Origin of the sequence: Phenylobacterium sp. J426 (genome assembly GCF_024699945.1) — a bacterium.
Classification (GTDB): Bacteria; Pseudomonadota; Alphaproteobacteria; order Caulobacterales; family Caulobacteraceae; genus Phenylobacterium.
Window position 1 is genome coordinate 331,539 of record NZ_JAJOMY010000001.1, and the last position, 24,295, is coordinate 355,833.

The window sequence follows — 24,295 nt, forward strand, 5'->3', positions numbered from 1 at the left end:
TCCGGAAATAGCGTTGCAACGCGGGCGCCGCTCAGTGCGGGCGACAACGAACGGAGCTCTCCGAATGCGCACTCTGATCCTCGCCGGCGCCGTGCTGCTGGCCACTGCGGGCGCCGCCGCCGCCCAGATGCCCTCGCCGGCCGAGATCGTGAAGGCCTGGGACAAGGACGGCGACGGCGCGGTCTCGAAGGACGAATGGGTCGCCGCCGGCCGCCCGGCCGAGCGCTTCGACCTCGTCGACGCCGACAAGGACGGCAAGGTCACCGCCGCCGAACTGGAAGCCGCCTTCAAGGCCATGCAGCAGCAGCGCGGCGGCTGATCGGACCCGCGGGAGCGGCGCCCATCGGGCGCCCTCCTGCCCTAGCGCCGGCGGCTGTGGCGGAACAGCTCCGGGTTCTCGCGCCGGTCGAGCTCCTGCTGGATCGCCTCGGCCGCGCCCTTCGCCCCCTCGTTCAGGGCCGAGGTGCGGAGCGCGACCAGCGTCGTCTCCGAAAGATCCTCATAGCCCACGAGCCCGTCAGGCCCCGCCGTGGGACCGGTCTCGGCCTGCGCCGTATTCCGCCGTCTGCTCATGCGGCAAGCCCTTAGCCCGTCGGCCCGCGGATGTCGCGGGCGACGCGCAGGCCGCCTCCGGCTCCGCCATTAGACAGGCCTCCCGTTCATAGTGTCAGGAATCCACGCCTCCCCCGTGCGATGGGAGAGGCGGACCATATGGTTCGCCGAGTGGCGAACCGCTCTCGACGGGAACCGGATCGCCTCGCGATCCGGTGGGCGATGGAGGGAGCGTCCGCCCCGTGCTCCACGCCGGACACAGTCGCGACGCTGAGGGGAGACTCTCACGACCGCAAGGCCGACTTAAGATCACAACACGAACACAGACCGCCTTTCACGGCCGCGTGCGCTGCAAGTTGATCCGTTTGTCCACGCTCTAGCGACCCAGGCAGAGCGTGGACAAAGGGCGCGATTAGACGGTCGGGACGGCGCCGCCGTCGACGACGAGTTCAGCGCCGTGGATCGAGGCGGCTCGGTCCGAGGCCAAGAAGGCGATGGCTTCAGCGACTTCGAAGGGCTCGGCGCCGCGGCCGATCGAGATGCCGCCGAGCCCGTCCAGGACGAGCTTGCGCGCGTCCTCGAGAGAGCCGCCGTTGGCGTCCTGCAGCCGCTTGAGAAATACGTCGGTCCCCTCGGTCATGATCCAGCCGGGAGAGACGACATTGACCCGCACCCCCTTCGGCCCGAGTTCCTTCGAGATCGACTTGCTGTAGGTCCTGAGCGCCGCCTTGGCGCTGGCATAGGCGGTCGTGGCCTCCGGTAGCGGTAGGATCGACTGGATCGAGGTGACGTGCACGACGGCGCCCGCGCCCCGCTCGATCATCTGCGGGATCAGCAGCCGATCAAGCCGCACCGTGGCGAGCAGGTTCAGGTTCAGTTCGGAGAGCCAGTGCTCGTCCGTGAGGGCGACGAACCCGCCGCCCGGCGTCGCCGAGCCGCCGATCACATGGGCGAGGATATCGACGCCGCCCAGGCGCTCGAGCGCCGCCTTGGCCAGGGCTTCTCCGCCCTCCGGAGTCGTGAGGTCGGCCTGCACGAACTCGACGCCGTCGATGGGCTCCATCGCTCCGCGGGCCGAGGTGATCACCCGAGCGCCGCCGGTCAGGAAGCGATCGACGGTGGCGCGGCCCAGGCCCTTGGTGCCGCCACTGACAAGCACGCGCTTGCCCGCGAACTCGGTCGGATCAACCTTGAGGGTCATGCCGTGATCTCCAGGCCTTGGATGGCGTCGTTCGCGAGCGTGAAGCGGTAGGTGAAGCGGATCGGGCTGCCCCTGAAGTCGCCATGGGCAGGACCTTCAACGATGACCTCTCCGCCCTCGCGCCGCACGGTGTCGGGCGTGAAGATCGCGTTCACGGCGACCACCTCCTCTTCGAACAGGGTCCGCAGTTCGGCGTGGCCTCGAAACGGGGCGCCGTTGTCACGAAGCACCGCGTCGGCGGCGAACGGCGCCAACATGCCGTCGACATCGAGGCGGGCGTTCGCAGCTACATACGCGGCGATGGGGGAAGGGAGTTCGAGCGACATTGTCCTTGTCCTGCTGATGGGGCGCGGCGGCTGCAGCGTCAGCATCCAAGCTAACGATGGACATGCCCGGCGATAATCGGGACAAAAGGGTACGAGTCATCACGGAAACCGGGACAATCTGTGCGCAGTGACCTTGCGGAACTGGACGCGGTCCTGATGGTGGCTCGGCACGGCAAGTTCCGCGCGGCCGCCCTGGAACTCGGGGTGTCGACAACCGCGCTCAGCAACGCCGTGAGCAAGCTGGAGCGCACGCTCGGCGTGCGCCTGTTCAACAGGACGACGCGGAGCGTCTCGCTGACCGAGGCGGGCCAGCAATTCGTCGCGCAGGTCGCGCCCGCCGTGCGCGACATTCAGGAGGCCATGGACGCCGCGCGCGCCCGACAGGCCACGCCGTCGGGCACGCTGCGCATCAACGCCTTCCCAACGGCCGCGCGCGAGATCTTCTCATCCCTCGTCCTGCCGTTCTTGCGCGCGCACCCCCAGATCCACATCGACATCGTTACGGAAGGACGCCTGGTGGACATCGTCGCCGGCGGCTTCGACCTCGGCGTCCGCAGCGCCGATCTCGTTCCGGCCGACATGATCGCGCTGCCGCTGGGGCTGGCGCGACGCAACGTCGTGGTGGCCACACCCAGCTATCTGAACGCCCGCGGGACGCCGCTGATCCCGCAGGACCTCGCCGAGCATAGCTGTCTCCGCGTCCGCCTCCCCAACGGCGCTATCTACCGATGGCCTTTCGAGAAGGACGGACAGACGGTCCAGATCGACGTGGGGGGCTCGATCACACTCGACGAAGCGAGCTTGGCCCGCACGGCGGTCCTCGCGTCGGCGGGTCTGGCCCTGATGATGGAGTCCGACGTGCGCGACGACATCGAGGCCGGCCGCCTAACGCGCGTGCTGGAGGAGTGGACGCCGACGCTTTCACCCCTGGCCCTCTACTATCCGAGCCGACGTAACCCGACAGCCGCGTTCAAGGCCTTCATCGAGTTCGCGCGACGGCAAGGCGCGGCTGCCGAACCCAAAGGCCCCGTCATCGGCTGAACGGCCGGCGGCCCGCTTCAGTCGGATTGGTCCTCGGCGCCCCAGCCGCCAATGCTGCCATAGATGGTGTCGCGGAGCCGCCTGACGTCGGCGTTCAAAGGCGCCCAGGGCCTCTGGCGTTTGCGTGGAGGCCGCGAGGAGCGTGTCGCCGAGACAGCCCGCGCGATCCTGCATCGCTTTTCCCTGGGCGGTCAGCGCGACGATGACCTGGCGTTCATTCTCTGGATTGCGCGTGCGGCGGACGAAACCGGCCGCTTCGAGGCGTTTCAGCAGGGGCGTGACCGTGCTGGATTCCAGCATGAGGCGCTCTGCAAGGGCGCCGACGGTCTGCTGATCGCGCTCCCAGAGCGCGTTGAGCACCAGGTACTGCGGATAGGTCAGACCCAGCTCGTCTAGCAGCGGCTTGTAGGCGCGCTGAATGGCCATGCCAGCCGAATAGATGGCGTAGCAGAGCTGATCATCCAGAGCGGGCGGTCGCTTCGCGGTCATCATCGCCTCCGTACCGCCAAACATAGGCATTTTCCGCAAAAATACATATCGCGATATTTTTTGCTGGACGATGCGACGCCTGCGCCCTATCTAACTCGATATCGCGATAATCGTTGTCGCCGTAAATCTGAATAAGGAGCGCCTCACATGTCCAAGAAGATCCTCAACAGCCTCGCCGCCGCCGCCGCCGCCGTAGCCGCCCTGTCCGGCGCCGCCCAGGCCCAGCCGGCGCCGTCCCCGCAACCCGCGGCGAAGGCCGTTCGCGATGTGGTGCTGGTGCACGGCGCCTTCGCGGACGGTTCCGGCTGGCGGGGGGTCTACGAGAACCTGACGGCCCGCGGCTATCGCGTCAGCGTCGTCCAGAACCCTCTGACCTCGCTGGCGGACGACGTCGCCGCGACGCAGCGGATCATCGATCGTCATCCCGGGCCGGTGATCCTGGTGGGACACAGCTGGGGCGGCACGGTGATCACAGAGGCCGGAAACAATCCCAAGGTCGCCGGCCTGGTCTACGTCTCGGCGCTCGCGCCCGACAGCGGCGAGACGACTGCGAAGCAGTATGAGGGCTTCCCCCCGGCGACCGAGTTCGTCCTCGATATTGGCGCGGATGGCTTCGGTTTTGTGAAGCCGGAAAAGTTCAAGTCAGGCTTCGCAGCCGACGCCAGCGCTGCGGACGCCGCTTTCCTGCGGGACTCGCAGATCCCGATCAACATGTCGGTGTTCGCCACCCCGATCTCTAAGGCCGCGTGGCGTACGAAGCCCAGCTGGGCGGTCATCGCGCGGGAAGACAAGGCGTTTGGCGAGGGCATGCTGCTGCACATGGCCCATCGGATGCGCGCCGACGTCACCATGGTCCCTGGCAGCCACGCGCTATTCATGACCCAGGCGAACGCGGTGGCCGATGTCATCGACCGCGCCGCCAAGGGCGTCCGCCACCAAGCGGCGGTGACGGCGCGTTAGAAGCCGGGCATCGACGCAAGTGTCGCGATCTGCAAAGGCGCCCATCGGCCGAAGTCGTGCCGGTGGGTGTCATGTCCGATCAGCACGTCACCGTCGCCGCTCGGCTTGGACACGAGGCGACGATCACCCTCAAGTCACAAGCGCAGGTATTCTGGACGTCCGCAACCGACCCTAAGCGGCCATCGCGCGGCCGAGCTCGAATGCAGCGCCCGAAGCGGAGACGTTCAGCGTCACCTAAGAGCCGTGCGCCGACGCGCCATATCCCCTGCGACACCCAGTTCCCCTTCCGTTCGCGGCCCCCGCGGGGTAACCTCCGGGCACAGTGACTCTCCCGCCCGCCGCCCTCGATCTCGCCCCGGCGCTTGTCGTCCTGCCGGGGCCGCGCGCCGCCGTGGCGGACGCGGCGACGACCCGCGCCTTGCGCGCGCCGGACGCCCGCGACCTGTTCGAGTCGGCGCCGGTGCTGCTGGCGCATGCGGCGATGACGGCGCGCAGGCTGGGGCTGCACGCGCCGCCGCGCGGGCCCCGCATCTTCGACGCGCTGGAGCTGTTCGCCTTCGTGCGGCCGGCGAAGTTCTGCGCGCCGTCGGCCGCCGGGCTGGCGCTGGCGCTGGGGCTGCCGGAGCCGAAAGGCGCCGAGGCGCAGGCCGCCTCGCTCCGTGAGTCCTGCCGGCTGCTGCTGGCCGAGCTGGCGCTGACGCCGGAGCCGTCGCGCGAGGAGGCGCTGGCGGTCGCCGAGACGCTGGCGCGAGCCGGCTGGCCCTGGGGCTCGGCGGTGATCGGCGCCCTGCGCTCGGCGCCGGCCGGCAACCAGTTCCGCTCGTCGGGCCTCGACGTCTGGATGCGGCTGACCGAATGGGAGGCCGAGGCGCCGCCCGGCGAGGCGGGCTCGAAGCCGCTCGATCCTGAGGCGGCCGCCCACCGGCTGAAGACGCTTCTCGAGCGCTCGGGGCTCGACGAGCCCCGCCCCGCCCAGGCCGAGCTCGCGACGGAGGCGGCCTTCGCCTTCCAGCCGCGCGAGCGCGAGGGCGAGCCGCGCATAATGCTGGCCGAGGCCGGCACGGGCATCGGCAAGACCCTGGCCTATCTGGCGCCGGCCTCGCTGTGGGCCGAGGCCAACGGCCCGGCGGTCTGGGTCTCGACCTACACCCGGGCCCTGCAGCGCCAGATCGAGCGCGAGAGCCGGAGCATCTTCGAGGACGAGAAGACGCGGGCGAAGAAGGCCGTCGTCCGCAAAGGGCGCGAGAACTACCTCTGCCTGCTGAACTTCCAGGAGCAGGCCAACACCGCCCAGCTGGGCGGGGCGGACCTGGTGGGCATGGCGCTGGCCGCCCGCTGGGCCCGGGCCACCCGCGACGGCGACATGACCGGCGGCGACTTCCCGGCCTGGCTGCCGACCCTGTTCGCCGTGGCGCCGGCCGCCCAGGCCAGCGCCGGCAACCTGGTCGACCGGCGCGGCGAGTGCATCCACGCCGGCTGCCAGCACTACCGCGCCTGTTTCGTCGAGAAGGCGATCCGCGGCAGCCGCCGGGCCGACATCGTCATCGCCAACCACGCCCTGGTGCTGACCCAGGCCGCCTTCGACGGCGCCCGCGCCGCGCGGGGCTCCAAGGCCGACAGCGAGACCAGCCAGCTCAAGCGCATCGTCTTCGACGAGGGCCACCACCTGTTCGACGCCGCCGACAGCGCGTTCTCGGCCGCGCTCTCGGGCGCCGAGGCCGCCGAGATGCGCCGCTGGATCCGCGGGCCCGAAGGCCGCGGCCGGCGTGGGCGGGGGCTGGAAGCCCGGCTCTCCGACATCCTGGGCGACCGCGACGGGGCGCGGCAGACGCTGCAGGACGCCGTGCATGCGGCGAGCGCCCTGCCCGGCGAAGGCTGGTCGGGCCGCATCGCGCCGCCCAACGGCGAGGTGAACCCCATCGGCCCGATCGAGGCCTTCCTGGTGGCGGTGCTGGAGCAGCTCCGCGCCCGGGCCCAGAACAGCGAGATCGGCATGGAGTGCGCCGCCCGGCCGGCGCTGGACCTGGTGCGCGCCAACGCCCGCGAGGCGGCCGCCGCGCTCGCCCGCGTGGAGGCGCCGCTGCTGGCGCTGGCCCGCGCGCTGGAGGACCTGCTGGACGAGGAGGCCGCCACCCTGGGCGGCTCTGAGCGGGCCCGGATCGAGGGCGCGCTGCGGGGGCTCGACCGGCGCGCGCGGATGACGCTGCCGGCCTGGCGCTCGATGCTGCGGGCCATCGACGAGGACGCCGAGGACGATCCCGACTTCGTCGACTGGTTCGACGCCACCTTCCTCTATGGCCGGGTGGTGGACGCCGCCTGCCGGCGCCACTGGGTGGACCCGACCGAGCCCTTGACCAACGCCGTCATCAAGCCGGCCCACGGGGTGCTGGTGACGTCCGCCACGCTGGCCGATCCGACGCTGGAGGACCCTTTCGCCCTGGCCGAGATGCGGACCGGCGCGGCGCGCCTGCCCGACCGGCCCAAGACGCTGAAGCTCGCCTCGCCCTTCGACTATGCGTCCAACGCGCGGGCGCTGGTCGTCACGGACGTCAGCCGGGAGGATGCGCGCCAGGTGGCCGCCGCCATGCGCGAGCTGTTCCTGGCCGCAGGCGGCGGGGGGCTCGGCCTGTTCACCGCCATCCGCCGGCTGAAGGCGGTGCACGAGAAGATCGCCGGGCCGCTGGCCGACAAGGGCCTCGCCCTCTACGCGCAGCACGTCGATCCACTGGAGGTCGGCGCGCTCGTCGACATCTTCCGCGCCGAGCAGGACGCCTGCCTGCTGGGCACGGATGCGGTGCGGGACGGGGTGGACGTACCGGGCCGGTCCCTGCGCCTGCTGGTCTTCGACCGGGTGCCGTGGCCGAGGCCGGACATCCTGCACAAGGCGCGCCGCGCCCGCTTCGGCGCCAAGAGCTACGACGACGCGATCGCGCGGGGCCGCATCGCCCAGGCCTTCGGCCGCCTGATCCGCCGGGCCGACGACAGGGGCGTCTTCATCATGCTGGACGCCGCCGCGCCGACGCGGCTGTTCATCGGCCTGCCTGAAGGCGTCGAGCTGCAGCGGGTGACGCTGGTCGAGGCCATCGAGCAGGTGTCTCAATTCTTGACATCATCCCGGACAGCCGAAGGCTGATCCGGGACCGAGGGCGTTCTGCAGTGCGGCGGTCCTGGATCCTGGCTCTCCGCTGCGCTGCGGCCGGGATGACGGCTAAAGGGCGCGCTCCAGGGCGCCGAGGATCATCGTCCAGCCCTCTGTGGTGGGGGCCATCCATTCCTCGGTCAGGTCGTCGTTGGTGAGCGTGAGGATGCAGCCGTCTCCGTCGGGCGCGATCTCCACGGTCACCCGTGTGACGCTGGGGTCGAACTGCGGCACCGCGAAGGTGAAGACCAGCCGCCTGGGCCGGTCGATCTCGAGGTATTCGCCGACATGGACGATGTCGCCGCCGTCCGGCATGTGCGCGTCGTCGGGCGGCCGGCGGTCGGTGATGGTGTAGCGGCCGCCGACGCGCGGATCGATGTCGCACCGCACGACCTCGCCGGTCTCGGTGGTGAACAGGAAGCGGCGCGCGAGCTTCGGGTCCAGCCAGGCGTCGAACACCTTCTCGGGCGAATGGGCGTAGCGGTGGGTGACGGTCACGCTAGGCATCGTTCAGCACCTTCTCCAGTTCGTTGAGCGTCCGGCTCCACAGCCGCCGCTGCTGGTCGATCCACTGGGCGGCCTCGTCGAGGGGCCTCGGGTCCAGCGCCAGGAAGTGCTCGCGCCCCTCCACCCGTCGGACCACCAGCCCGGCCCGCTCCAGCATCCGGATGTGCTTGGAGACCGAGTTCAGGCTGATCGGAAACGGCCGGGCCACGTCGGTGACGCGCGCCTCCCCCGTCGCCAGCCGGGCCAGGATCGCCCGACGCGTCGGGTCGGCTATGGCGGTCAGCGTGTCGTCCAACATATTCACCTCTTGGGGTGAATATCAGCGCCGGAGCGCGGCGGGTCAAGCGCCATGGCCGAGGTCCGGCTCGGCGGCCCCGGAATCGAACTGTGGATTCGCAACCGGCGGGTGCTGACACTCGCGCACATGTTCTCTTTATGTTCGCGCCTTTCGATGAGGAGGCGCGCGCGAAATGCCGACCTACACCTACAAGATCGAACGGCTGAAGGGACCGGCGGCGGAGGGCGGCCGGACGCTGGCCCTGTTCATCCGCCCGGGGCGGGTGCGGGGCCCGTGGAAGTGGTTCGAGCCCGACGCGGTCCCCCCTTTCGAGGGGGACTACGCCTGGTTCGAGATCGAGCGGAAGGGCGCTGCCTGGGCCTTCGTACGGCAGGTGACCGGGCGCTAGCGAGAGCGGGTGGACGCGCCCTGACTGCCGCCGGCGGCGAACGCCCGCGCCGGGTGAGATCCGGCGCCGCAAGCGGTCCAGACGTTGAACCGGGCGGCGGCGGCGTAGGCCGTGGGGTCGCCGGCCACGCGGCAATAGCCCTGCCGGCGGAGCTCGGCGGCCAGGGCCTCGCGACGGCGGCAGGCGGGATCGGCCGGGTCGGCGGCCCCGCAGGCGGCGGCGGCCCGGTCGTGCTCGCCCTGGGCCTCGACGATGCGCACGTAGCGGACGAAGGCGGGGTCGGGGCCCCCGGGGTCCAGATCGACCGAGGCGCAGGCCGACAGGGCGGCGGCGGCGAGGATCAGGGCGGGAATCGCGATGCGGGATGAAGGACGCATGACGAGGGCGTGTTCGGCCGCGGCGGCGCGCCGGGCAAGCCGGCGGGTTCCTCAGATCGGGGAACCCGCCCCGGAATGGGTAACGCCAAGGGCCTGGTTCTGGGCCTACGCGGTCAGGCGGCGAGGAGTTCGGCGGCGCGGCGGCGGGCGCGGGCCTCGGCGCTGTTGACGAGCGCCCAGCGGAGCGCGCGACCCAGCATCTGAACCCCGGCGCGGACCGCCAGGCGCTTGGGACCCGAGATCCGGAAGCCGTGCATGCGGGCCGCCCAGCCGGGCAGGAGATCGCGTGCGGCGTCGAAGGTGAGCGCCATGGCGGGAGCCGCAGCGGGGCTGGGCGGGGTGGTCGACAGCAGGGCCTCGGCGACCTCGCGGGTGCGGTGATCGTAACGGAGCTGCGGCCGGACGGCGCGGAAGTAGGCCTCGACCTCGGCGCGGCTCTCGGGAATGTCCGTGGCCCCCAGGCGGCGGGCGATCTCGGCCGTCTCGCGGTAGTAGCGGTCCTGCTCCTCGGGCGGGAAATCGGGATCGACGTAGACCAGGTAGGCGGCCAGGAAGCTGGAAACCTCGGCGACGTGGACCCAGGTCAGAAGGTCCGGATCGTCCGCGGCGTAGGGCGTGCCGTCGGGCAAGGTTCCGGCCACGCGGGCATGGATGGCGCGGACGCGGTCGATGAAGCCCTGAGCTTCCGCCCGGTCGCCGTAGGTGGTGCCGGCGATGAAGCGCGCGGTGCGCTGCAGCCGGCCGGACATGTCATGCCGGAAGTTCGAGTGGTCCCAGACGCCGGCCAGGGCGCCCGGATGCAGCATCTGGACCAGCAGGGCGGTGACGCCGCCGACCATCATCGAGGCGAGGTCGCCGTGGACCTTCCAGCAGGCGCTGTCGGGTCCGAAAAAGCCCACGTCGCGACGGTTGCGCTCGACGGTGTCGTCGCCCGTGCCGCCGACGAGGCGGCGGACCTGGAGCACGATGGCGTGTCTGAGGGGGTGCGGCATCGGACGACCAAGATAGTACCGCCACGCGTCGCGCAAAGCGTCGCCGTAGGAGCGCCTTATTGCCGGTGTCCGTTAGAGCCCGGTTCGGGGTAGGAACGAGGCCATGAAGCTTTCCCTTGCGGCCCTTGGGACGACCCTTGGCCTCGCGGCCGCCCTGTCGCTGGGCGGCGGGGCTCTGGCCAACGACGACGGCCCGATGGCCACGGCCGGCGCAAGCGGCTCACCCCCGACGGGTGCGGAGCCCCCGGCGCGCGAACGCGTGGCCCCGCACGCGGCGCCGGCTCGGCCGATGACCACGGAAGAGCAGATCGACGCCTTCATCCGCAGCTCGCCCGCCGCGGCGCCCTCGGTCGAGGAGATGGCGGCCCTGGACGAGGCGCCCGAGCGGCAGGTGCACGGCAGCGTCGAGGTGGGCGTGGGCACGCACGGCTACCGCCACGCCCGCGTCGAGGCGCACTATCCCATGGGCAAGACCGGCCACCTCAGCGTGGCGGTGGGGACCACCCGGGGAAAAGGGCTGGTCGGCGCATGTCCTGGCGGCGCGCTGGGCGGACCCTATGGCGGCGGCCTGGCGCCTTTCCCGGGTCCGCAGGGCTGCCACGCCCCCTGGTGAGGGCTATTTCATCTTCGACCAGGCCGTGCCCAAGGACAGGGCCAGGATGAAGACGGCGAACATGGCGATCACGCCATAGACGACCGGAGCTGCGTCGGGGTTCATCGAAGGTCTCCTTTCGAGTCCGCTTCTGCCGCGCGCCCGGCGCGGCCGCCTTGATGAGGATCAACCCCAGGTCAGCCCGGCGCCTCGCAGACCTGGATATCGGCCGGATCGGGCCGCCGTCCGGGCGCGGGCGGCTCGAAGATGGCGAGGTAGCCGACGCCGCCCTGCAGGCGCTGGAAGTCGACCATGCGGTAGCCGACCGCCTCGAACTCGCATTCGAGCAGGCCGGGCGGCGCGCCGTGGTTCTGGGTCGGGCGGTCGAGGTCGATGACGCCGACCCGGCCGCCGGGCCTCAGCGCGGGGGCGAGGTTCCACAGCAGGGCGTAGGGGTTCTCGATCTCGTGGTACATGTGGACCAGGATCGCGCGGTCCACCGAAGCCGGCGGCAGCTTGGGATCGTCGGGCGTTCCGACCACGATGCGGACGTTGGTCAGGCCGCGCCGCTGCGCCTCCCGCTTCAGCCCCGCGACATAGCTCTCGTTGATGTCCTCGGCGTAGACCACGCCGGACTCGCCGACCACCGGCGACAGACGCAGCGTGTGATAGCCCGAACCCGCGCCGATGTCGGCGACGGCCATGCCGGGTCGGATGTCCAGGCCGCGGATCAGCTGGCCCGACTCGTCAGCCGCATCCCGGTCGGGACCGGAGCTCCACGCGCCCGCGACGGCGGCGGCGACGGGACGGTCCGGCGTGGGGAAACCGCCCGGCCCGCGCGGGGCCGCCGCCGCAGCGCCGTTTCCGGCGGGGCCTGGGAGCAGGCGGTCAAGGCCGCGAGCGCGAGAAGAACGGGGAAGGAGAAACGCATCGGTGGGTGATCCTAGCCGTAGAACTTAGGGATACGGCAGCCGTTTGACACCCTCACCGCGGAGCTGACGAAACGAAGCAGGAACATGATATAGCAGGCACGATGGCCGACGCCGGATCTCCAACGCTGTTGCCGCCGCGCTTCGAAGCCTGGTTCGAGCGCCGGGGCTGGCGGCCGCGCGCGCACCAGCTTGAGATGGTGGAGAAGGGCCGGCACCGCCGCGACGCGCTGCTGATCGCGCCGACCGGCGGCGGCAAGACCCTGGCCGGCTTCCTGCCGAGCCTGGTCGAGATCGCCGAGCGGCCGCCGGCCAACGCGCCGCGCGGACTGCACACCCTCTACATCTCGCCGCTGAAGGCGCTGGCGGTGGATGTGGAGCGGAACCTGAACGCCCCCATCCTCGAGATGGGCCTGCCGGTGGTGGCGGAGAGCCGCACCGGCGACACCGGAGTGGCGCGCCGACAACGACAGCGGCTGAAGCCTCCGGACATCCTGCTGACGACGCCGGAGCAGCTGGCCCTGCTCTGCGCCTGGGAGGGCGCGCGGGGGGTTCTTCCAGGACCTGTCCTGCGTGATCCTGGACGAGATCCACACCCTGCATTCCTCGAAGCGCGGCGACCTGCTGGCGCTGGACCTGGCCAGGCTGCAGCAGCTGGCCCCGAATATGCGCCGGGTCGGCTTGTCGGCCACTGTCGACGACCCGGCGGTGATCCAGCGATGGATGGGCGCCGGCCGCGATGTGGATCTCGTCCTTGGCCCACCGGGCGCCGAGCCGCAGGTGGACATCCTGCTGTCGGAAGGGCGGGTGCCGTGGGCCGGTCACACCGCGCAGCACGCGATGGCCGAGGTCTATGAGGCGATCAAGCGGGCGCGGATCGCGCTGGTGTTCGTCAACACGCGCTTCCAGGCGGAGTTCGCCTTCCAGGAGCTGTGGCGGCTGAACGACGACAACCTGCCGATCGCGTTGCACCACGGCTCCCTCGCCGCCGAGCAGCGGCGGAAGGTCGAGGCGGCGATGGCCCGGGGGGAACTGCGGGCCGTGGTCTGCACCTCCACCCTGGACCTGGGGATCGACTGGGGCGACGTGGACCTCGTCATCCAGCTGGCCAGTCCCAAAGGCGCCTCGCGGATGGTGCAGCGGATCGGGCGGGCCAACCACCGGCTGGACGAGCCCAGCCGCGCGCTGTTCGTACCCGCCAACCGGTTCGAGATGCTGGAATGCCAGGCCGCGCGCGAGGCCATCGCCGAGAACCGGCTGGACGGGGATCCGCCCAGGATCGGCGCGCTGGACGTGCTGGCGCAGCACGTGATGGGCTGCGCCTGTTCAGAACCCTTCGACATGCTGGAGCTGTACGAGGAGGTGCGGACGGCGGGGCCGTACCGCGACCTGACGTGGGAGGACTTCGAGCAGGTCGTCGATTTCGTCTCCACCGGCGGTTATGCCCTGAAGACGTACGACCGCTTCCGCCGGATCGTCCCGGGCGAGGACGGCCGCTGGCGGGTGCGCAACATCGCCACCGCGCAACGGCATCGGCTGAACGTCGGCGCGATCGTCTCGCCGGCGGTGCTGTCGGTGCGGATGGCCGGGCGTGGCGGGCGCGGCGGCCGCAAGATCGGCGAGGTCGAGGAAGGGATGCTGGAGATGCTCGACCCCGGGGACACCTTCGTCTTCGCCGGCCAGGTGTGGGCGCTGGAAGGCGTGACCAACCTGGACGTCCTGGTGCGGCCGGCCAACGACCGCGATCCGAAGATGCCGTCGTGGGGCGGCTCGAAGTTCGCGCTGTCGACCTACCTCGCCAAGCGCGTGCGCGAGCTGATGTTCAACGAGGAGCACTGGAAGGTGCTGCCCCGCGACGTCTGCGAGTGGCTGGGGGCGCAGAAGGACCGCTCGCTGATCGTCGGCGAGGACGAGATGCTGCTGGAGACCTTCCCCCGCGGGCAGCGGCACTTCCTCGTCTGCTATCCGTTCGACGGCCGCCTGGCGCACACCACGCTGGCCATGCTGCTGACGCGCCGGCTGGAGCGGGCGGGCGTCGGGCCGCTGGGCTTCGTCTGCAACGACTATGCGATGGCGATCTGGTCGCTGAAGCCGATGGACGGCCTCGATTTCGACGCGCTGTTCGCCCAGGACATGCTGGGCGACGACCTGGAGGCCTGGCTGGACGAGAGCTTCATGATGAAGCGGGCCTTCAAGGGGTGCGCGATCATCGCCGGGCTGATCGAACGGCGCTTCCCGGGCGAGCAGCAGAAGACGGGGCGGCAGATCACCTTCTCGACCGATCTCATCTACGACGTGCTGCGGCGGCACGAGCCGGACCACCTGCTCCTGAAGTGCGCGCGGGCGGATGCGGCGACCGGCCTCATCGACGTGGCGCGGCTGTCGGGGCTGTTGGAGCGTATCCAGGGACGCATCCGCCACGCGCCGCTGGAGCACCTTTCGCCGTTCTCGGTGCCGATCCTACTGGAAATCGGCAAGGAGCGCTCGCCCGGCGGCGCCACCGAGATCATGCTGGCGGAGGCCGAAGAAGAACTGATCGCCGAGGCCCTGACCCCGTGAGCCTGACCCCGTGAGCCCGACCCCCGTGAACGCCGTGACGCCGACCTTCAGCTATCAGTTCGCCGCAAGCGACTGCGGGGGGCTGCGCACCCGGGTGCGGGAGGCCGAGGTGACGTTCCGGGCCTCCGGCGCGATGTGGCTGCGCGCCGAGCGAACCCTGGTGGTGGCCGACCTGCACCTCGAGAAGGGGTCGAGCTACGCCATGCGCGGCCAGATGCTGCCGCCCTACGACACCCGCGAGACGCTGGACCGCCTCGAGGCCGAGGTGGCCGGGACAGGCGCCGAGACGGTGATCCTGCTCGGCGATACGTTCCATGACCGCAAGTCGGAAGGCCGGCTGGCGAGCGACGACGCCGCGCGGCTGCGGAACCTGGCAGGATCGCGGCGGCTGGTCTGGGTGATCGGCAACCACGATGCGGATGGGCCGCAGGCGCTGCCGGGCGAGACCGCGGACGAGCTTTCCGTTTGTGGCCTGACCCTTCGCCACGAGCCGCAGGCGGGCCACCAGCCGGGCGAGGTGGCCGGCCACCTGCATCCGGCCGCGCGCGTGCGGGCGCCCCGCGGCGTCGTGCGGCGGCGGTGCTTCGTCACCGATGGCGAGCGGGCGATCCTGCCGGCGTTCGGCGCCTATGCCGGCGGCCTGAACGTGCGCGACCAGGCCTTCGCAGGCCTTTTCGTTCGGCCGCCGCTGGCCGGCGCGCTCGGACCCGCGCGCGTGCGGGCGATCGGCTGGAAGCAGCTCACGGACGACTGAGCTGTCGAGAAGCTCTTACGCGAAGAAGCCGTGCTCGCCGATGACCCGGACCTGGCAGGGACGCCCGGCGTCCTGATTGGCGCGGGCCTCGCGGTTGGCGGCGGCCTTGGCGTCTTCCTTGTCCCGCGAGTGGCCGAAATAGCGGCCTTCCTGCTCCACGGCCCATTGGCCTTCGTGGCGCGTCACGGTGAAGACCACGCGATCCATACTCATTCCATCCTGCAGTTGATGCGCCGAGGAAACGCGCGACACGGCATTCCGATCCACGGCGCAGCCGCTAACCTGCGGGAATCCTGAGCATTCCTGAACCGGTGGAAATCGATTCTTGCTTTTCGCGACAGGAGAACCCATTCTTGTTCAATCAAATTCGTTGACGCTCTACGGCGACTTCTGCGGAAATTCTGAATTTCCAGCTCGAGTTTAGCCCCCCGACCTCTCCGAAAATTTGATCTCACCGCCTACTCTCGGGCGTGAGAACTCGTATCCGGAAGGGAACGACACATGACCACGGGCACCGTGAAGTGGTTCAACGCCACCAAGGGCTTCGGCTTCATCCAGCCTGACGACGGCGGCAACGACGTCTTCGTGCACATCTCGGCCGTCGAGCGCGCCGGCATGAGCTCGCTGAACGAAGGCCAGAAGCTGAGCTACGAGCTGCAGAAGGACAACCGCAGCGGCAAGATGTCGGCCGCCAATCTGCAGGCGGCGTAAGCCCGTCCGGAGGCGAATGCCTCCAGACGCGTAGAAAGTCAGAAAGGCGCGAGAGCTTCCGCTCTCGCGCCTTTTTTGCTGTCGGCGCCGGGGGCGGCGCTCGCGCGTTCAGGGAGCTTCGCCCACTGGAGCTTTCCCCGCATGGCCTCATCCGCCGCAACCGCCCAGACCGCCGCCGAGAAGGCTGCGGGCGACGCCGCCGCCCCTCTGGGCGAAATGCTCGGGATGGCGCTGTCCGGCGACCCGGTGATGTTGCGGAACCTCGCGGCGAGCCTGACCAGCTTCTCGGTGCGGCTGATCGTGGCGCTGCTGATCCTGGGCGTGACGCTGTGGCTCGCCGGCCGGGTCGCCGGGATGGTGGACCGGGGCATCAGCCGCCTGCCCGCACATCGCCGCCATCCGGCCGACCGGACCCTGCCGGTGTTCGTCTCCACCCTGGCGAAGTACGTGGTGATCGCCGTCGGGGTGATCGCGGTGCTGCAGCAACTGGGCGTGCAGACGACCTCGGTGATCGCGGTGCTGGGCGCCGCCTCGCTGGCGGTGGGCCTGGCGCTGCAGGGGACGCTGAGCAACGTGGCGGCCGGGGTCATGCTTCTGCTGCAGCGGCCCTACCGGGTGGGCGACCGGGTCGAGCTGAACGGCCGCCAGGGCAAGGTCCGGCGCATCGACCTCTTCAACACCGTCGTCGTCGACTACGACGGCCTGACCCTCTACCTGCCCAACGGCAAGGTGTTCGGCGACATGATCGTCAACTACGACCGGGTGGGGCAGCGCCGGATCGACCTCACCTTCGGCGTCGACTACGAGGACGACCTGGACCTGGCGATCGCGACCCTGCTCGAGATCGCCGAGGCCGAGCCGCGGGTGCTGAAGGAGCCGGCGCCGTGGTCGAAGGTGACGGAAATCGCCGACAGCTCGGTGAACGTCTCCCTGCGGTGCTGGGCGCCGCCGGACGTCTGGATGGACACCCGGTTCGATCTCATCAAGCGGGTGAAGGAGACCTTCGGCGCCCGCGGGCTCAACTTCCCCTACCCGCACCAGGTGGAGATGTGCCGCGACGAGGCGCGGCCGAAGCGGGCGCGGGGGAGCCCCGGCGACCTGACCCCTTCCCTTGCGGGGCCCGTCTGGGCCAAGCTCGCGCCCTGGTTGGAGGGAAGTCCATGGACAGGCGGGAATGGCTGGCGGGCGCCGGCGCAGTCGGGTTGGTCGGCGGACTGCTGGCTTTGGCCCCGCAGGCCGGCGCGCAGAGCGGCGCGCGGGCGTCGGGCGGAACACAGGCGGCCAAGGCCTATCCGGTCGCGGAATTCTTCGAGACCACCAACTACCGGATGGCGGCTTCGGCCGGCCACGCCTTCTCGCCCGACGGACGCAAGATCCTGATCTCCAGCGACCAGTCCGGCGTGTTCAACGTCTATGCCCTGCCCGCGGCGGGCGGCGCGCCGCAGCCGCTGACCGACTCCAAGACCAACGCCACCTTCGCGGCCAGCTACTTCCCCGCCGACGAGCGGGTGCTGTTCACCGCCGACCAGGGCGGCGACGAGCTGAACCACATCTACGTGCGCGAGACGAACGGGCAGGTGCGCGACCTGACGCCGGGCCAGAAGCTGAAGGCGGCGTTCGTCGGATGGAGCGCCGACGGCGACACCTTCTACGTGACCTCGAACGAGCGGGACCCGCAGTTCTTCGACCTCTACGCCTACGCGGCGAACGGCTACGGGCGGAAGCTGCTGTTCCAGAACTCCGGCTTCACGGTCGGCGCCGTCTCGCCCGACGGGCGCTGGGCGGCGCTGGTGAAGGCGCGCTCCAGCGCAAACAACGACATCTACCTGGCCGACCTCGCCGCGGGCGGCGAGCCGAGGCTGATCACCGAGCATCGCGGATCGGTGGAGCACACGACCTACGGCTTCACACCCGACGGGAAGGCCCTCATCTACGGCACGGATCAGCACGGCGAGTTCACCCAGGCCTGGCGCTTCGACCTGGCGACCGGGGCCAAGTCGGCCCTGATCGAGGCCGACTGGGACGTCATGTACGTGATCCACGGCTGGAGCGGCCGCTACCGCGTGCACGCCATCAACGCCGACGCCTCGACGGCGGTGACGATCACGGACGCGGGCGGCAAGGCGGTGAAGCTGACCGGCGCGCCGGCCGGCGACCTGGGCGGCGTCCGGTTCAGCAACGACGAGACGACCATCGCCTTCACCGTCGCGTCGGACACCTCGCCGGCCGACGTCTTCGTGGCGAGCCTGAGCGACGGCAAGGCTCGCCGCCTGACCAAGGCGCTGAACCCGGCGATCCGGGAAGCAGACCTGGTCGAGGCGACGGTCGCGCGTTTCAGGAGCTATGACGGCCTGGAGATCCCTGGCGTGCTGTACCGGCCGAAGGGGGCGAGCGCCGCCAAGCCGGTTCCGGCGCTGGTCTGGGTGCACGGCGGCCCCGGCGGCCAGAGCCGGCGCGGCTACTCCGCCGAGATCCAGAACCTCGTGAACAAGGGCTATGCCGTCTACATGATCAACAACCGGGGCTCGTCCGGTTACGGCAAGACCTTCTACCACCTGGACGACAAGAAGCACGGCGACGTCGACCTGAAGGACGTGACGGCCTCGGCGGCGTGGCTGAAGTCTCTGGACTGGGTGGCCGACGACCGGATCGGCATCATCGGCGGCTCGTACGGCGGCTACATGGTGGCCGCGGCCCTCGCCTTCTCCCCCGAGACGTTCGACGCCGGGGTGAACATCTTCGGGGTCACAAACTGGGTTCGGACGCTGAAGTCGATCCCGCCGTGGTGGGGCGACTTCAAGACGGCGCTGTACGACGAGATGGGCGACCCGGCCACCGACGAGGCCCGGCACCGGGCGATCTCGCCCCTGTTCCACGCCAAGAACATCCGCCGCCCGCTGCTGGTGGTTCAGGGCGCGAACGATCCGCGGGTGCTGCAGGTGGAGAGCGACGAGCTGGTGGCGGCGGTGAAGGCCAACGGCGTTCCCGTGGAGTACGTGGTCTTCCCCCCACGAAGGTCACGGCTTCCAGCGGCGCGAGAACCGGATCACGGCGTCGGAGGCCTACATTCGCTTCCTGGACACGCACCTCAAGCGCAAGACCTGACGCGATGATCGACCACCTGACCTTCGGGGTGTCGGACTTCGGCCGGTCGACGGCGTTCTACGATCGGGCGTTCGCTCCGCTGGGTCTTCGGCGGATCTTCGACGATCCACGTCCCGACGTCCGGGCCACCGGTTACGGCGACACCCGGCCCTTTTTCTGGATCGCCGAGCAAGACCCCACTTCGGGGAAGCTGCACGTCGCGATCCGGGCGGAGAGCCGTGAGGCGGTCGACGCGTTTCACCAGGCCGCGCTGGCGGCCGGCGGCGTCGACAACGGCGGCCCCGGCCTGAGGCCGCACTATCATCCCGGCTACTACGGCGCCTTCGTGCTCGACCCCGACGGCCACAACATCGAGGCCGTCTTCCACGACCCGGCGCTCTCAGGAACCGTCAGCCCGGACTGACCTGGACGTTGCGCAGGCGCGGACACCGTCTCCGTCTCCGGCTCCAGCTCCAGCTCCAGCTCCCGCGGAACAAGGGCTAGAGGCCGGCCAGGACGGCGATCCGTGCGAGCTCGGCGGCGCTCTTGCCGCCCGTCTTGGCCATCAGGTCGGCGCGGTAGCCCTCGACGGTGCGGACGCTGATCCCCAGCTCGTGGGCGATCTCCTTGTTCAGCTTGCCGGCGACGACGCCGGCCAGCACGTCGCGCTGGCGCCCGGACAGGGTTTTCAGGATCGCGGCGCACCGAACCCGCTCGGCTTCCTGGCCGAGGATGTCGGTCTGTTCAGTCCAGGCCTGTGCGATGGTCTCGGCCAGCCGAGCGGCGCGGATCGGTTTCTGCAGGTAGTCGGCGGCGCCCGACTTCATCGCCTCCACGACCAGATCGACGTCGCCGTGACCCGAGATGACGATGACCGGGTGCGGCGCGCCGCGCGCCTTGAGCTGCTTGATGAGTTCGAGGCCGGACATCCCCGGCAGACGGATGTCCACGAGGACGCAGCCGGTGGGCAGGTTCGGCAGGCCGTCAAGGAACGCCTCGGCGGAAGCGTGCAGGCTGACCGTATGGCCCTGGGGGCCGAGCAGTGCCGTCAGCGCCTTGCCGATCGCGATATCGTCCTCGACGATATGGACCGCACAGCGTGCCGGGGCCTCCGTTTCCGGGCCCCCCCGGGATCTGCAACCGTCATCAGACCCATTCAAACCCACCGCCGTTCGGATCGAAACCCTTCGACGCAAGAAGCTGAGCTATAGCTAAAACGCGTGGGAAGGCGTTGATCTGTCACCTGATTGCGCTCTCATGACGCACTCGTGAACGCGAACACAACCTTGGCGTGAGCACACTCGCCGTGAACGACGCAAGCCCGGATCTGCTGGCCCCTCTGCAGGCCGCCTTCGACCAGATGCCGGCCCTGGCCACGGTGGTCTGCGGCCCGGAGTGCCGCGTCGTGCTCGCCAACCGGCTTTGCCGCGACGCGTTCGGCGACCAGATGCTGGGCCGTCCGCTCGCGGAAGCCATGCCCGGCTACCCCGCGCTCATACAGTCCATCCACCGCGTCGCCGCGAGCGGAGAGGCGGAGAGCTGGCAGGGGCGTGCGCGCCGAGGCGAGCACGCCGGAAGGCCCCCGGTCGATCTTCGTCGACGTTCGCGTCCACCCCCTGCGCGACGCGAACGGCGCCGTCTGGGGCGTGCTGGTCCAGGGGCTCGACACGACGCGCGAGACGCAGGCCTTGAAGGCGCTCCAGGCGCGCGAGCACGAGCTGGAGGAGGCGCTCGCCGCCTATCAGGCGATCCTGGACAATTCGCACGACGTGATCTGCGTGTTCGACTCGGACGGCGTGATCCAGCAGGTGAACCGCCACACCCAGGCGGCCTGGGGCTACACGGCCGAGGAGCTGATCGGCCGCAACTACATCGCGCTGGTGCATCCCGAGGACCGCGAGGCGTCCGTGCGCTTCGCGTTGCGTGCGCGGATGGGTCGGCCGGCCACCGGGTTCCTTAACCGCTACCGCCGCAAGGACGGGACCTACACGCCGATGATGTGGTCGGTGGGCTGGTCCGAGCGGTTCCAGCGCGGCTACGGCATCGCCCGCGACATGCACGAGTGGGTGGCCGCCGAGGAACGGCTGCGACAAGCGCAGAAGATGGAGGCGATCGGCCGCCTGACCGGCGGACTGGCGCACGACTTCAACAATATCCTGACGGTCGTGATGAGCGGCTCGGAAGCGATGCTGCAGAACCTGCCGCCGCGCTCCCCCCACCGCGAGATGGCCGAGCTGACGCTGAACGCCGCCGAGCGGGGCGCCGACCTGGTGGAGCGCCTGCTGTCGTTCTCGCGCAACCGATCGCCGAAGTCGGAAACGATCGATTGCCGCGCGCTGATGGACGGCGTCGCGCCGCTGATCCGGCAGGCGATCGGCGAGCGCGTGACGCTGACGGTGGAGACGCCGCAGGAGCTCTACTGCCGCGCCAGCCGGAGCCAGCTCGAGTCCGCCCTGCTCAACCTCTGCATCAATGCGCGCGACGCCATGCCCGAGGGCGGCGAGATCCGCATCAAGGTGAGCGCCGTCCGCCGCCCTTCCGGCGACCCCGAGATCGGACTGCGCGAGGAGCGCGACTTCGTCTGCATCGCAGTGACCGACACCGGCGTCGGCATGTCGCCGAGCGTGGCCGATCGCGCGCTGGAGCCGTTCTTCACCACCAAGGACGGCCAGGGTTCGGGGCTGGGTCTGAGCATGGTCTACGGCTTTGTGTCCCAGGCCGGCGGAGACCTCACCATCGACACGGCCGAGGGCCAGGGCACGACGGTGACCCTGTGCCTGCCCATGGCGAGCGGCCTGACCGCCCAGTCGGCGGAAGCCGACCCCGACATCCCGCCCGACTGGCTGGGCCGCCGGATCCTGCTGGTGGACGACGACGAGCTGGTCAGCCGACAGCTCCACCTGCAGCTCCTGGCGCTGGGATTCCAGGTGCGGCCGGCGCGCGACGCCGCGGCGGCGCTCAGGGTCCTGGAAGGCGACGAGGACATCGCGCTGATGCTGACCGACGTCGTGATGCCGGGCATGGACGGCGTCGACCTGGCCGCCGCCGCCGGGCGCATCCGTCCTGAGCTGAAGGTGATGTTCACCACCGCCTACGCCCGCGGCGAGGACAGCGGGCGCGCCCTGCCCGCCAACGCCGTGGTGCTGCACAAGCCCTACCGGCGCGGGAGGTTGATTGCGCTCCTGATGAAGATGCTGCCGCCGGGGCGGGTGGCCGGGGACTGAGGCGCCTACGCGTTGAGCGCACGCTCGAGGGCGAGGCCCAGCGAGACGCAGGCTCCGGCGGCGATCGCGGTGGAAAGCGTCGGATAGCGGGCGGGCGTGTCGGGGGTCTGGTGGTCGAACAGCCACTGGACCAGGAAGACGGCCAGGAAGCCGCCGAGGATCCAGACGTCAGGCAGGCGGCCTCGCCCGAGCAGCACGAGAAGCGCGGCCGTCGCGGTCAGGGCGGAGAACGCCAGACGGTACCATCGCGGCGCGGCCTCGCGCGTCTCCAACCCCCAGCGTACGCCGCCCAGGAAGGCCACGACGAGCGCCGCCCAGCTGAGCAGCACCGTGAGCCCCGGCCGCGCGAGCTCGGGGGGCCCGAAACTGTAGAGCAACGCCGCCACCGGAAACGGCGCCATGGCGGCCAAGGCGATCATCCAGAGAGCGGCCGGAGCGGACTCCATCCGGCGCTCGGGCCGCGCTTCATCCATGAGCAATCAGTCTCTCCGGAATGCGGCCGAGGCGGCCCACCCAGCCGCCAGCGCGAACGCCATCGAGGCCAAGCCGTACGACCATGGCCTGTTATGCGCCCAGAGGTAAAGAGTCCGCTCCAGGCCGACCTTTTCGACCGTCAGGGTGCGGACCCTTCCGGACACCGGCTTGCCATCCTGGAAGAGCAGGATGTCGGCGCGGTAGACGCCCGTGGGCGCGCCGGCCGGAAGGGCGATTTCGGCCCGGAAGAGGCCCTGGTCCACGAAGCGGACGCCGCGGCCGTCCTCGTCGTAGAGACCGGCCTTCTCCTTCAGACGGACGACCGCGCGGCGCCAGTCGTAGTAGTCGGCGCCGAGGCTGGAGACCACCACGTCACGAACGCCGTAGCGGGTCTCGATGCGCCGCTCGGCCGGGGCGTTGATCGGCAGGTGGTCGACCCCCGCTCCCAGCGCCGCAGCGTGCCGAAGGTGGCGACCTCGTCGAGCGGGCGGTTCGACGCCGCCATGTAGAAGCCGGGGGCGCCCTGGAAGACGACCGGGCGGCTGTTGAGCCAGAGGCCGGCGACCCGGACCTTGCGGGTGATCCGCACCGGCTGGTCCGGTCCGCGGACGATCACGACCACGTCCGCCGGGTCGGCGTCAGGCTGGAAGACGGCCCCATAGAGGACGATGCGGGCGCCGCGAAAGTCGGCGCTGACCCGCACGTTGGTTTCTGTGAGCGCCGCGGAGATCGCGGGCGTATCGGCGGGAGGAGGCAGATCGACCGCCATCAGCCGAGGGCCCCTGTAAGCAGGACGAAGGGCTCTTCCGGCGCGATGAACAGGCCAAGCCCCATCCGCAGGCCGACGAAGAGGACGATCAGCGCAAGCACCGCCCGCAGCTCTTCCGCGCGGAAGCGGGCGGAGGCGCGCGCGCCGTACTGGGCGCCGACGATCCCGCCCGCCAGCAGCAGCACGGCCAGGACGATGTCGACGGTCTGGTTGCGGCCCGCCTGCAGCACGCCGGTGAGGGCCGTGGTGACGATGATCTGCAGGAGGCTGGTGCCGACGACGACGCCGGCCGGCATGCGCAGCAGATAGACCATGGCCGGCACCAGGATGAAGCCGCCGCCAACCCCCATGATGGCCGAGAGGACGCCCACCAGAGCGCCCAGAACCAGGGGCGGGATGACGCTGATGTAGAGGCGCGAGCGGGGGAAGCGCATCTTGAGCGGCAGGCCATACAGCCAGGGCGGCCGCCGGTCGCGGCGCGGAGGCGGCGGCTGGCCGCGCCGCCGGCGCAGGATGGCGCCCAGGGATTCCGTCAGCATCAGGCCGCCGATGACGCCGAGGAAGACGAGATAGGACACGGCGACCACCAGGTCGGCCTGGCCCAGCAGCCGCAGCCAGCGGAACAGCTCCACGCCGGCGAAGGCTCCGACCACGCCTCCGGCCGCCAGCACACCCCCATCCGCAGATCCACCGCACGACGCCGGCCATAGGCGATGACGCTGGACATGGACGAGGCGGCGACGTGGTTCGACATGCTGGCGACCGCCACCGCCGGCGGGATGCCGAGGAAGACCAGCATCGGAGTCATCAGGAAGCCGCCGCCGATGCCGAACAGGCCGGAGATGAAGCCGACGAACAGTCCCAGCGCCACGATGAGCGGCGCATTCACCGAGACCTCGGCGATGGGCAGGTAGATGTCCATGGTCTGC

The 24,295-nt window shown here is 70.3% G+C and carries 26 protein-coding genes and 2 pseudogenes; 13 read left to right on the top strand and 15 right to left on the bottom strand.

The annotated features are described in order from the left end of the window. Nucleotides 1–64: 64 nt before the first annotated feature. The gene (locus tag LRS10_RS01690; protein WP_257835746.1) at nt 65–319 is read left to right on the top strand and encodes an EF-hand domain-containing protein; all 255 of its coding nucleotides are present in this window, start codon (nt 65–67) and stop codon (nt 317–319) included. Between the two features lie 41 nt (nt 320–360). Here LRS10_RS01690 and LRS10_RS01695 read toward each other — a convergent pair whose 3' ends face one another. From LRS10_RS01695 to LRS10_RS01705, 3 genes are all read right to left on the bottom strand, one after another. Next, on the bottom strand, nt 361–573 hold the full coding sequence (locus LRS10_RS01695; protein ID WP_257835747.1) for a hypothetical protein: 213 nt from the start codon (nt 571–573) through the stop codon (nt 361–363). A 391-nt stretch (nt 574–964) separates the two neighbouring features. Then, nucleotides 965–1,753, bottom strand: coding sequence for an SDR family oxidoreductase (locus LRS10_RS01700; RefSeq protein ID WP_257835748.1), 789 nt, complete (start codon nt 1,751–1,753; stop codon nt 965–967). Further along, nucleotides 1,750–2,079 (bottom strand): nuclear transport factor 2 family protein, encoded by a 330-nt coding sequence (locus LRS10_RS01705; protein WP_257835749.1) that lies wholly within the window; start codon nt 2,077–2,079, stop codon nt 1,750–1,752. Before LRS10_RS01705 ends, LRS10_RS01700 begins: the two co-directional genes overlap by 4 nt. 120 nt (nt 2,080–2,199) lie before the next feature. Here LRS10_RS01705 and LRS10_RS01710 point away from each other — a divergent pair, with 120 nt between their 5' ends. Beyond that, nucleotides 2,200–3,120 (top strand): LysR family transcriptional regulator, encoded by a 921-nt coding sequence (locus LRS10_RS01710; RefSeq protein WP_257835750.1) that lies wholly within the window; start codon nt 2,200–2,202, stop codon nt 3,118–3,120. Here LRS10_RS01710 and LRS10_RS01715 read toward each other — a convergent pair. Further along, a complete protein-coding gene (locus LRS10_RS01715) occupies nt 3,001–3,639 on the bottom strand; it encodes a MarR family transcriptional regulator (protein WP_308237892.1) in 639 nt (212 codons plus the stop codon). The two genes, LRS10_RS01710 and LRS10_RS01715, sit on opposite strands and share 120 nt — an antisense overlap. A 117-nt stretch (nt 3,640–3,756) precedes the next feature. Here LRS10_RS01715 and LRS10_RS01720 point away from each other — a divergent pair, with 117 nt between their 5' ends. Both LRS10_RS01720 and LRS10_RS01725 read left to right on the top strand, forming a co-directional pair. Then, the gene (locus LRS10_RS01720; protein ID WP_257835751.1) at nt 3,757–4,569 is read left to right on the top strand and encodes an alpha/beta fold hydrolase; all 813 of its coding nucleotides are present in this window, start codon (nt 3,757–3,759) and stop codon (nt 4,567–4,569) included. Nucleotides 4,570–4,891: 322 nt separating this feature from the next. Beyond that, on the top strand, nt 4,892–7,702 hold the full coding sequence (locus LRS10_RS01725; RefSeq protein ID WP_257835752.1) for an ATP-dependent DNA helicase: 2,811 nt from the start codon (nt 4,892–4,894) through the stop codon (nt 7,700–7,702). 75 nt (nt 7,703–7,777) lie between these two features. Here LRS10_RS01725 and LRS10_RS01730 read toward each other — a convergent pair whose 3' ends face one another. Next, nucleotides 7,778–8,215, bottom strand: coding sequence for an SRPBCC domain-containing protein (locus LRS10_RS01730; RefSeq protein WP_257835753.1), 438 nt, complete (start codon nt 8,213–8,215; stop codon nt 7,778–7,780). Continuing rightward, nucleotides 8,208–8,513, bottom strand: coding sequence for a helix-turn-helix transcriptional regulator (locus LRS10_RS01735; RefSeq protein ID WP_257835754.1), 306 nt, complete (start codon nt 8,511–8,513; stop codon nt 8,208–8,210). The genes LRS10_RS01730 and LRS10_RS01735 overlap by 8 nt, the downstream gene beginning before the upstream one ends. Nucleotides 8,514–8,685: 172 nt before the next feature. Between LRS10_RS01735 and LRS10_RS01740 the strand changes: the two genes are divergently transcribed. After that, nucleotides 8,686–8,901: a hypothetical protein gene (locus LRS10_RS01740; RefSeq protein ID WP_257835755.1), complete on the top strand. Its 216-nt coding sequence runs from the start codon at nt 8,686–8,688 to the stop codon at nt 8,899–8,901. On the opposite strand, the gene LRS10_RS01745 is transcribed toward LRS10_RS01740, so the two are convergent. Continuing rightward, nucleotides 8,898–9,278 carry a hypothetical protein gene (locus tag LRS10_RS01745; protein WP_257835756.1) on the bottom strand — a complete coding sequence of 127 codons (381 nt, stop codon included), beginning with the start codon at nt 9,276–9,278 and terminating at the stop codon, nt 8,898–8,900. The genes LRS10_RS01740 and LRS10_RS01745 overlap by 4 nt on opposite strands. A gap of 113 nt (nt 9,279–9,391) precedes the next feature. Continuing rightward, nucleotides 9,392–10,270 carry an oxygenase MpaB family protein gene (locus LRS10_RS01750; protein ID WP_257835757.1) on the bottom strand — a complete coding sequence of 293 codons (879 nt, stop codon included), beginning with the start codon at nt 10,268–10,270 and terminating at the stop codon, nt 9,392–9,394. A 103-nt stretch (nt 10,271–10,373) separates the two neighbouring features. On the opposite strand from LRS10_RS01750, the gene LRS10_RS01755 reads away from it, so the two are divergent. Further along, the gene (locus tag LRS10_RS01755; protein ID WP_257835758.1) at nt 10,374–10,883 is read left to right on the top strand and encodes a hypothetical protein; all 510 of its coding nucleotides are present in this window, start codon (nt 10,374–10,376) and stop codon (nt 10,881–10,883) included. A 176-nt stretch (nt 10,884–11,059) separates the two neighbouring features. On the opposite strand, the gene LRS10_RS01760 is transcribed toward LRS10_RS01755, so the two are convergent. After that, a complete protein-coding gene (locus tag LRS10_RS01760) occupies nt 11,060–11,566 on the bottom strand; it encodes a class I SAM-dependent methyltransferase (protein WP_374569368.1) in 507 nt (168 codons plus the stop codon). 329 nt (nt 11,567–11,895) lie between these two features. Between LRS10_RS01760 and LRS10_RS01765 the strand changes: the two are divergent. Continuing rightward, nucleotides 11,896–14,350, top strand: a pseudogene (locus tag LRS10_RS01765) (ligase-associated DNA damage response DEXH box helicase). A gap of 10 nt (nt 14,351–14,360) precedes the next feature. Beyond that, entirely contained in the window at nt 14,361–15,104 is a 744-nt protein-coding gene (pdeM, locus tag LRS10_RS01770; RefSeq protein WP_257835759.1) for a ligase-associated DNA damage response endonuclease PdeM, read from the top strand. 15 nt (nt 15,105–15,119) lie between these two features. Here pdeM and LRS10_RS01775 read toward each other — a convergent pair whose 3' ends face one another. After that, nucleotides 15,120–15,311, bottom strand: coding sequence for a DUF2188 domain-containing protein (locus LRS10_RS01775; protein ID WP_257835760.1), 192 nt, complete (start codon nt 15,309–15,311; stop codon nt 15,120–15,122). Between the two features lie 294 nt (nt 15,312–15,605). Between LRS10_RS01775 and LRS10_RS01780 the strand changes: the two genes are divergently transcribed. From LRS10_RS01780 to LRS10_RS01795, 4 genes are all read left to right on the top strand, one after another. After that, nucleotides 15,606–15,815, top strand: a complete 210-nt coding sequence (locus tag LRS10_RS01780) for a cold-shock protein (RefSeq protein ID WP_257835761.1) — start codon at nt 15,606–15,608, stop codon at nt 15,813–15,815. Between the two features lie 141 nt (nt 15,816–15,956). Next, on the top strand, nt 15,957–17,195 hold the full coding sequence (locus LRS10_RS01785) for a mechanosensitive ion channel family protein (protein WP_257835762.1): 1,239 nt from the start codon (nt 15,957–15,959) through the stop codon (nt 17,193–17,195). Continuing rightward, entirely contained in the window at nt 17,144–18,928 is a 1,785-nt protein-coding gene (locus LRS10_RS24805; RefSeq protein WP_374570871.1) for an alpha/beta fold hydrolase, read from the top strand. The genes LRS10_RS01785 and LRS10_RS24805 overlap by 52 nt, the downstream gene beginning before the upstream one ends. Next, nucleotides 18,925–19,323 (top strand): VOC family protein, encoded by a 399-nt coding sequence (locus LRS10_RS01795; protein WP_257835763.1) that lies wholly within the window; start codon nt 18,925–18,927, stop codon nt 19,321–19,323. Before LRS10_RS24805 ends, LRS10_RS01795 begins: the two co-directional genes overlap by 4 nt. Before the next feature lie 76 nt (nt 19,324–19,399). On the opposite strand, the gene LRS10_RS01800 is transcribed toward LRS10_RS01795, so the two are convergent. Then, the gene (locus LRS10_RS01800) at nt 19,400–20,059 is read right to left on the bottom strand and encodes a response regulator transcription factor (RefSeq protein WP_257835764.1); all 660 of its coding nucleotides are present in this window, start codon (nt 20,057–20,059) and stop codon (nt 19,400–19,402) included. A 390-nt stretch (nt 20,060–20,449) separates the two neighbouring features. Here LRS10_RS01800 and LRS10_RS01805 point away from each other — a divergent pair, with 390 nt between their 5' ends. Beyond that, nucleotides 20,450–22,123 carry a PAS domain S-box protein gene (locus tag LRS10_RS01805; protein ID WP_257835765.1) on the top strand — a complete coding sequence of 558 codons (1,674 nt, stop codon included), beginning with the start codon at nt 20,450–20,452 and terminating at the stop codon, nt 22,121–22,123. A gap of 5 nt (nt 22,124–22,128) precedes the next feature. Here LRS10_RS01805 and LRS10_RS01810 read toward each other — a convergent pair whose 3' ends face one another. From LRS10_RS01810 to LRS10_RS01825, 4 genes and pseudogenes are all read right to left on the bottom strand, one after another. Next, nucleotides 22,129–22,596: a DUF3429 domain-containing protein gene (locus LRS10_RS01810; RefSeq protein WP_257835766.1), complete on the bottom strand. Its 468-nt coding sequence runs from the start codon at nt 22,594–22,596 to the stop codon at nt 22,129–22,131. A 6-nt stretch (nt 22,597–22,602) separates the two neighbouring features. Then, a complete protein-coding gene (locus tag LRS10_RS01815) occupies nt 22,603–22,968 on the bottom strand; it encodes a TIGR02186 family protein (protein ID WP_374569373.1) in 366 nt (121 codons plus the stop codon). After that, nucleotides 22,908–23,366, bottom strand: coding sequence for a TIGR02186 family protein (locus LRS10_RS01820; protein WP_257835767.1), 459 nt, complete (start codon nt 23,364–23,366; stop codon nt 22,908–22,910). Before LRS10_RS01820 ends, LRS10_RS01815 begins: the two co-directional genes overlap by 61 nt. Beyond that, nucleotides 23,366–24,288, bottom strand: a pseudogene (locus LRS10_RS01825) (sulfite exporter TauE/SafE family protein). Before LRS10_RS01825 ends, LRS10_RS01820 begins: the two are co-directional and overlap by 1 nt. Between the last annotated feature and the right edge of the window lie 7 nt (nt 24,289–24,295).

Coding starts and splice junctions, on each gene's coding strand:
- LRS10_RS01785 (WP_257835762.1), top strand. CDS start 15,957: ATGGCCTCATCCGCCGCAACCGCCCAGACCGCCGCCGAGAAGGCTGCG.
- LRS10_RS01690 (WP_257835746.1), top strand. CDS start 65: ATGCGCACTCTGATCCTCGCCGGCGCCGTGCTGCTGGCCACTGCGGGC.
- LRS10_RS01715 (WP_308237892.1), bottom strand. CDS start 3,639: ATGCCTATGTTTGGCGGTACGGAGGCGATGATGACCGCGAAGCGACCG.
- LRS10_RS01755 (WP_257835758.1), top strand. CDS start 10,374: ATGAAGCTTTCCCTTGCGGCCCTTGGGACGACCCTTGGCCTCGCGGCC.
- LRS10_RS01720 (WP_257835751.1), top strand. CDS start 3,757: ATGTCCAAGAAGATCCTCAACAGCCTCGCCGCCGCCGCCGCCGCCGTA.
- LRS10_RS01700 (WP_257835748.1), bottom strand. CDS start 1,753: ATGACCCTCAAGGTTGATCCGACCGAGTTCGCGGGCAAGCGCGTGCTT.
- LRS10_RS01750 (WP_257835757.1), bottom strand. CDS start 10,270: ATGCCGCACCCCCTCAGACACGCCATCGTGCTCCAGGTCCGCCGCCTC.
- LRS10_RS01760 (WP_374569368.1), bottom strand. CDS start 11,566: ATGGCCGTCGCCGACATCGGCGCGGGTTCGGGCTATCACACGCTGCGT.
- LRS10_RS01745 (WP_257835756.1), bottom strand. CDS start 9,278: ATGCGTCCTTCATCCCGCATCGCGATTCCCGCCCTGATCCTCGCCGCC.
- LRS10_RS01795 (WP_257835763.1), top strand. CDS start 18,925: ATGATCGACCACCTGACCTTCGGGGTGTCGGACTTCGGCCGGTCGACG.
- LRS10_RS01775 (WP_257835760.1), bottom strand. CDS start 15,311: ATGGATCGCGTGGTCTTCACCGTGACGCGCCACGAAGGCCAATGGGCC.
- LRS10_RS01695 (WP_257835747.1), bottom strand. CDS start 573: ATGAGCAGACGGCGGAATACGGCGCAGGCCGAGACCGGTCCCACGGCG.
- LRS10_RS01735 (WP_257835754.1), bottom strand. CDS start 8,513: ATGTTGGACGACACGCTGACCGCCATAGCCGACCCGACGCGTCGGGCG.
- LRS10_RS01730 (WP_257835753.1), bottom strand. CDS start 8,215: ATGCCTAGCGTGACCGTCACCCACCGCTACGCCCATTCGCCCGAGAAG.
- LRS10_RS01705 (WP_257835749.1), bottom strand. CDS start 2,079: ATGTCGCTCGAACTCCCTTCCCCCATCGCCGCGTATGTAGCTGCGAAC.
- LRS10_RS01780 (WP_257835761.1), top strand. CDS start 15,606: ATGACCACGGGCACCGTGAAGTGGTTCAACGCCACCAAGGGCTTCGGC.
- LRS10_RS24805 (WP_374570871.1), top strand. CDS start 17,144: ATGGCGGCTTCGGCCGGCCACGCCTTCTCGCCCGACGGACGCAAGATC.
- LRS10_RS01740 (WP_257835755.1), top strand. CDS start 8,686: ATGCCGACCTACACCTACAAGATCGAACGGCTGAAGGGACCGGCGGCG.
- LRS10_RS01810 (WP_257835766.1), bottom strand. CDS start 22,596: ATGGATGAAGCGCGGCCCGAGCGCCGGATGGAGTCCGCTCCGGCCGCT.
- LRS10_RS01820 (WP_257835767.1), bottom strand. CDS start 23,366: ATGGCGGTCGATCTGCCTCCTCCCGCCGATACGCCCGCGATCTCCGCG.